4 protein-coding genes and 1 pseudogene are annotated in these 4,343 nt (G+C 59.4%); 3 read left to right on the top strand and 2 right to left on the bottom strand.

The genetic code is table 11. The annotated features are described in order from the left end of the window. Nucleotides 1–248 (top strand): annotated as a pseudogene (locus EN991_RS25130) (hypothetical protein); the annotation flags it as partial. A gap of 472 nt (nucleotides 249–720) precedes the next feature. Continuing rightward, nucleotides 721–894 carry a hypothetical protein gene (locus tag EN991_RS25125; RefSeq protein WP_013525125.1) on the top strand — a complete coding sequence of 58 codons (174 nt, stop codon included), beginning with the start codon at nucleotides 721–723 and terminating at the stop codon, nucleotides 892–894. 632 nt (nucleotides 895–1,526) lie between these two features. Here the strand turns inward: EN991_RS25125 and EN991_RS25115 are convergent. Further along, on the bottom strand, nucleotides 1,527–1,802 hold the full coding sequence (locus EN991_RS25115) for a hypothetical protein (RefSeq protein WP_013525127.1): 276 nt from the start codon (nucleotides 1,800–1,802) through the stop codon (nucleotides 1,527–1,529). Nucleotides 1,803–2,190: 388 nt separating this feature from the next. Between EN991_RS25115 and EN991_RS25110 the strand changes: the two genes are divergently transcribed. After that, the gene (locus EN991_RS25110; protein WP_245461073.1) at nucleotides 2,191–3,420 is read left to right on the top strand and encodes a beta-glucosidase; all 1,230 of its coding nucleotides are present in this window, start codon (nucleotides 2,191–2,193) and stop codon (nucleotides 3,418–3,420) included. A gap of 87 nt (nucleotides 3,421–3,507) precedes the next feature. On the opposite strand, the gene EN991_RS25105 is transcribed toward EN991_RS25110, so the two are convergent. Beyond that, on the bottom strand, nucleotides 3,508–4,343 hold an 836-nt coding region (locus tag EN991_RS25105; RefSeq protein WP_127369770.1), incomplete at its 5' end, for a UDP-galactopyranose mutase.

Below are 4,343 nucleotides of genomic sequence, written 5' to 3'. Positions count from 1 at the left end.
AAGGTAAACTGTCTGTTCAATCTGTTTCTTCAAACGGAAAGGTGACCGTAACCTACGCATGGGGAATTCTGAGCGATGACAATCCGGGTGAGGCCGCGGGCGAAGGAAAAATTGTAGGGAATACGTTGAAGCTGGGGCGCCTCCCGAATGGCGCGGACGTCAGTTTTAGGATGATGCCCGACGGCACGCTGACCGCAACCCATACGCTCGCCGGCCAGACCTATACGGGCATGTTCATCAGGCAGTGATCAAAGAAGATACGGCCGCGTTCCCGCGGTTTTTGATCCGAGCATCCCGCGCCCTTGGACCATCTCCCATAGCGGCCCTTGAAATACCAGTCCCTGGCGTCATAGTCGCTACGTTCGAGGACCGTGGCGGCCCCGGACCGAAGCATTTCCTCAACATGGGGGTCAGGAGACCCCCCTGACCGCCCACGTCCCAAAACACACCACCGATGCCAATCCCCATTAATTCTGAGGGGCTGCGGGGCGTTTCGGCGCGGCTTGCATGGGTTTCGCGCAGGTTCTGTTGGGACCGGTTTGCGTACGTTATCGAAGGTGTGTGGTGTTGGATCGCCCCAGGTGGACCTGCTTTGCACCGCCTGCGACAGTCCCTAGCGAATGGCGCTATCCTCGCTGCCGCGAATCGGACGCGGGCTTTTTTCTTGTTTCGTGAAACGAAAGGTCATTCCGCAAGTTGGCTTCCCAAAGGAGGAACCCAATGAAAAAGGATGGCGATGGCCGAGTCGAAAAGGGCAATCAGCAATTGCTTGCCCGACGTCTGTCTGAAGAAGTCGGTATTTCAGAGCCGGATGCGCGCGGTCTGATCAAGCTTATCGGCACGGATTGGAATTCGCTGCTTCGTGAAGCCCGATTTCTGAAAGAGAGGCACTAGAACGCTTCTGCCGGTCACATGATCTCGACTGAAAATATTATTGCTCTCGCGGCGGTAGTTTCTGGGCTCCGCCGGCTGTGAGCGAAGAACATGCTTCCGCCCCATCGGAGGGTGTCATGACTGCTCCCGCTACCACGCGCCTTTAGAAGGCAGCGTCGACGACAAAACCCGTGTGATGTGGCTGCTGCACTCCGGAGCGCACTTCGAAGAAGCCACTTTAAAGACATGCTACGGGGTAGAGGCTGTTGAGCCGCGCACCTTATGGCTGGATCATCTCATTGCCAGAACAGGACCGTCCAAGGGAACTGCTGCAGGTGGCGCTTGGTGGGATATTGTCACTGGCATCCGACGAAGGCTAGTGGGTCATACCTCGGCCGGGCCGCGCTATTGGTCCCTCCATGGCGCGGCCTTCTTGGGAGAAGAGATTGACCCGTGGGTACGGTTTGGCTCACGCGCGACTGTGCCGCGTAGCGCAGGGGGACCGAAGCGATGGCGCGATGAAGAGGCGCAGGCCAACCGCCGTTGATCTTCAGGCCGTAAGCCCGGCCCCACACCTCAAACGTTGAAGCCGTTCGCTCGGCACTCGACGCCGTGCGTGGTCCCCGTCAGAGGCGTGAGCCTTGACCGTGGATTCATCTGCAGTGACTGGCAAAGGTAAGATCATCCGAGCCGGCGCCGTATCCCTCCATACAGCTTGCGGCTTGCTCAACTGCGACTGATTTATGCCGATCGTCGGCGCGTTGCGATGGCACCTCGCAGGAAGGGTCTGCCCGGATAACCGGCTCCAGATCGTGGGGGAAGTTCGGCGCATGGACAGGCAGTGCTTCGGCCGAATTGTCGCCCTTTTGAGCCATCGCTGGAAGGATTTCAGCGATCTCGACCAGGATTTCCTTGACCAGATGTCTCATCTGCGCGCCCGCCCTGCGGCCCCTTGCTATGGCGATCAAACTTGCTGACGTAGCCGATGTTCCCGCTTGAGCTGAATGGCGCACGCTCTGCCGGCAAAGATCGATGGAGCGGCTTGACGCGACGGGCCGCGTCCCTCTCGCCTGCATGATCGATATTGGAAAGTCGAAATTTGAACGGACTGTCGCCTGCCTTCGTCGGAGCGTTGGATGATCCGATCACGGCATGTGCCTGACCCCCGACTTGCCTCGCGCAGCTTCTTCCCTGGCTGCTGTCTGCCTCTGACGGGGTCGACGGGAACAAAGGCTCGATCATCCGGTTTGGAACCATCCCGTTAAGCACAGGACGAAAGTGCAGCCTGGCGGATGAGATACGGCAGCCGGATTGCTCATGGCTGCTTCGATCTGCATTCGGCAGCCGAGACTGAGCCCAAATGCCTGCAGGAGACTTCGTATGAGCGAAGCACGACACAGCGAAGGCAATGAGGTGACTTCGATTGCGGGCACGTCGCCCTTCGCCAGTTTTTTCATGGCTGGTTTTGAGTGCTCGTCGCACCGGCGCAAGGACGGCGTCCGCCTCGATCTTATCCGTGCGACCTCGCATTATTTGCACGCCCTGGGCGACTACCGCGGTTGCGCCGAACTCGGTCTTCGTACCGTCCGCGACGGGTTGCGCTGGCACCTCATCGAAACCGCTCCTGGAAACTATGACTGGTCAAGCTGGACGCCGATGGTCGAAGCAGCGCAATCGGCAGGTGTCCAGGTCATCTGGGACATCTTCCACTACGGATGTCCAGACCACGTTGATCAAGGGTCGATGCATTTCATCGATGCCTATGCCTCGTTCGCTGCAGAAGCTGTGAGGGTTCATCGTTCAATCGCCGGTACAGCGCCTTTGTTGTGCCCGATCAACGAAATCTCGTTTTTCGCCTGGGCTGTTGAGGTTGGCTATTTCCCGCGCGTTGGCCCGAAGAAGCGGGGATGGTTCAAGAGGCACCTCGTGAGAGCTGCAATAGCTGGCGTTCGCGCGATGCGCGAGGTCGATCCCGCTTGCAGATTTGTCTGGGCCGAGCCGCTTATCCACATTGCCCCTCGCGACCGGACGCGGACCGAACGGCGTCGGGCTGAAAATGCCCGTCTCGGACAGTTCGAAGCTTACGACATGCTGCTGGGCCGGGCAGAGCCTGAGTTGGGGGGCAGCGACGATGTTGTCGATGTCGTTGGCCTGAATTTCTACCCGCACAATCAGTGGTACCTCAACGGGCCGACGATTCCCATGGGGCACCACGAGTACCGTGCCCTATCCGAGATGCTGATCGAGGTCGCGCATCGATATGGCAAGTCGATGTTCATCGCCGAGACCGGCTCCGAGGGATCAGGCGGGGCGGCGTGGCTCCATTATGTCTGCGACGAGGTGCGTGCCGCAATTGACCTCGAAGCGCCGATCGAAGGTATTTGCCTATATCCGATAACCGCCTATCCGGGCTGGGACAATTCGCGGCATGCGGAGGTGGGATTGTTTTCGGTCGTCCAGGCGGACGGCAGTCGGCACGTCCGCAAGCCCATCGCGGAGGAATTGGCCCGCCAGCGAGCTTTGTTCACGGCGAACCTGACGCGTTAATACATGAGCGGCACGAGGGATGTTGCGAGCGCCTGTCGGCGCCGCCTTGCCACGCTCGATGCTCCCAGGTACGTCCGGGTGGGCGAGCTACAGCGCCCCTTGGGCCAACGACGCCTTCCCCGCGCTCGCCCATTCCGGGACGCTCTTCTGGATGCGGGCGAAGGTTGCCAGGGCCTGCCCGACCACCTGATCCATGTTGTAGTAGCGGTAGGTTGCCAGTCGACCGACAAACCACACGTCGGGACAGGTTGCGCCAAGCGCTTCGTAGCGCTTGAAGAGCTCTTCGTTTTCGGCCCGCGGCACCGGATAGTACGGGTCCCCGATATCGGTGGGATATTCGTAGGTCAGACTGGTCCGCGCGTTCTGCTGGCCGGTCAGATGTTTGTACTCGGTGATGCGGGTGTAATCTTCCGTCTGGGGATAGTTGACGACGGCAACCGGCTGAAACTGCTCTTGGTCGAGGGTGACGTGCTCGAAGCGGAGCGAACGATAAGGAAGACGCCCCAGCTGCCAGCCGAAGTACTCGTCGATCGGGCCGGTATAGATCAGGCGGTTGAACGGTATCTCGTCACGAATTTCGCGGAAGTCGGTCTGCAGCATGATCTTGATGTTCGGATGGTCGAGCATGCGCTCGAACATCCTCGTGTATCCGCCGGCAGGCATCTTCTGGAAGCTGTCGCTGAAATATCGGTCATCGCGGTTGGTTCTGGTCGGCACTCGTGCCGTCACCGATTTGCTCAGCTGGTTCGGATCCACGCCCCATTGCTTTCTGGTGTAGCCACGGAAGAATTTTTCGTAGAGTTCGCGTCCCACGGTGCTGACGACAACATCCTCGGCCGTTCGCACGTCCTCTACCGTTTCGCGTCGCGACGCGAAGAACTCCTCCAACTGTGCAGAATTCAGTTCGAGGCCATAAAGGCGGT

The organism is Mesorhizobium sp. M7A.F.Ca.US.005.03.2.1 (genome assembly GCF_003997795.1).
GTDB classification, from domain to species: Bacteria; Pseudomonadota; Alphaproteobacteria; order Rhizobiales; family Rhizobiaceae; genus Mesorhizobium; species Mesorhizobium ciceri.
This window is presented reverse-complemented; position numbering and strand designations above follow the sequence as displayed.

What these genes read in the sequence shown, in the direction of transcription:
- EN991_RS25110 (WP_245461073.1), top strand. Translation starts at nt 2,191, where the DNA reads ATGGCTGCTTCGATCTGCATTCGGCAGCCGAGACTGAGCCCAAATGCC.
- EN991_RS25125 (WP_013525125.1), top strand. Translation starts at nt 721, where the DNA reads ATGAAAAAGGATGGCGATGGCCGAGTCGAAAAGGGCAATCAGCAATTG.
- EN991_RS25115 (WP_013525127.1), bottom strand. Translation starts at nt 1,802, where the DNA reads ATGAGACATCTGGTCAAGGAAATCCTGGTCGAGATCGCTGAAATCCTT.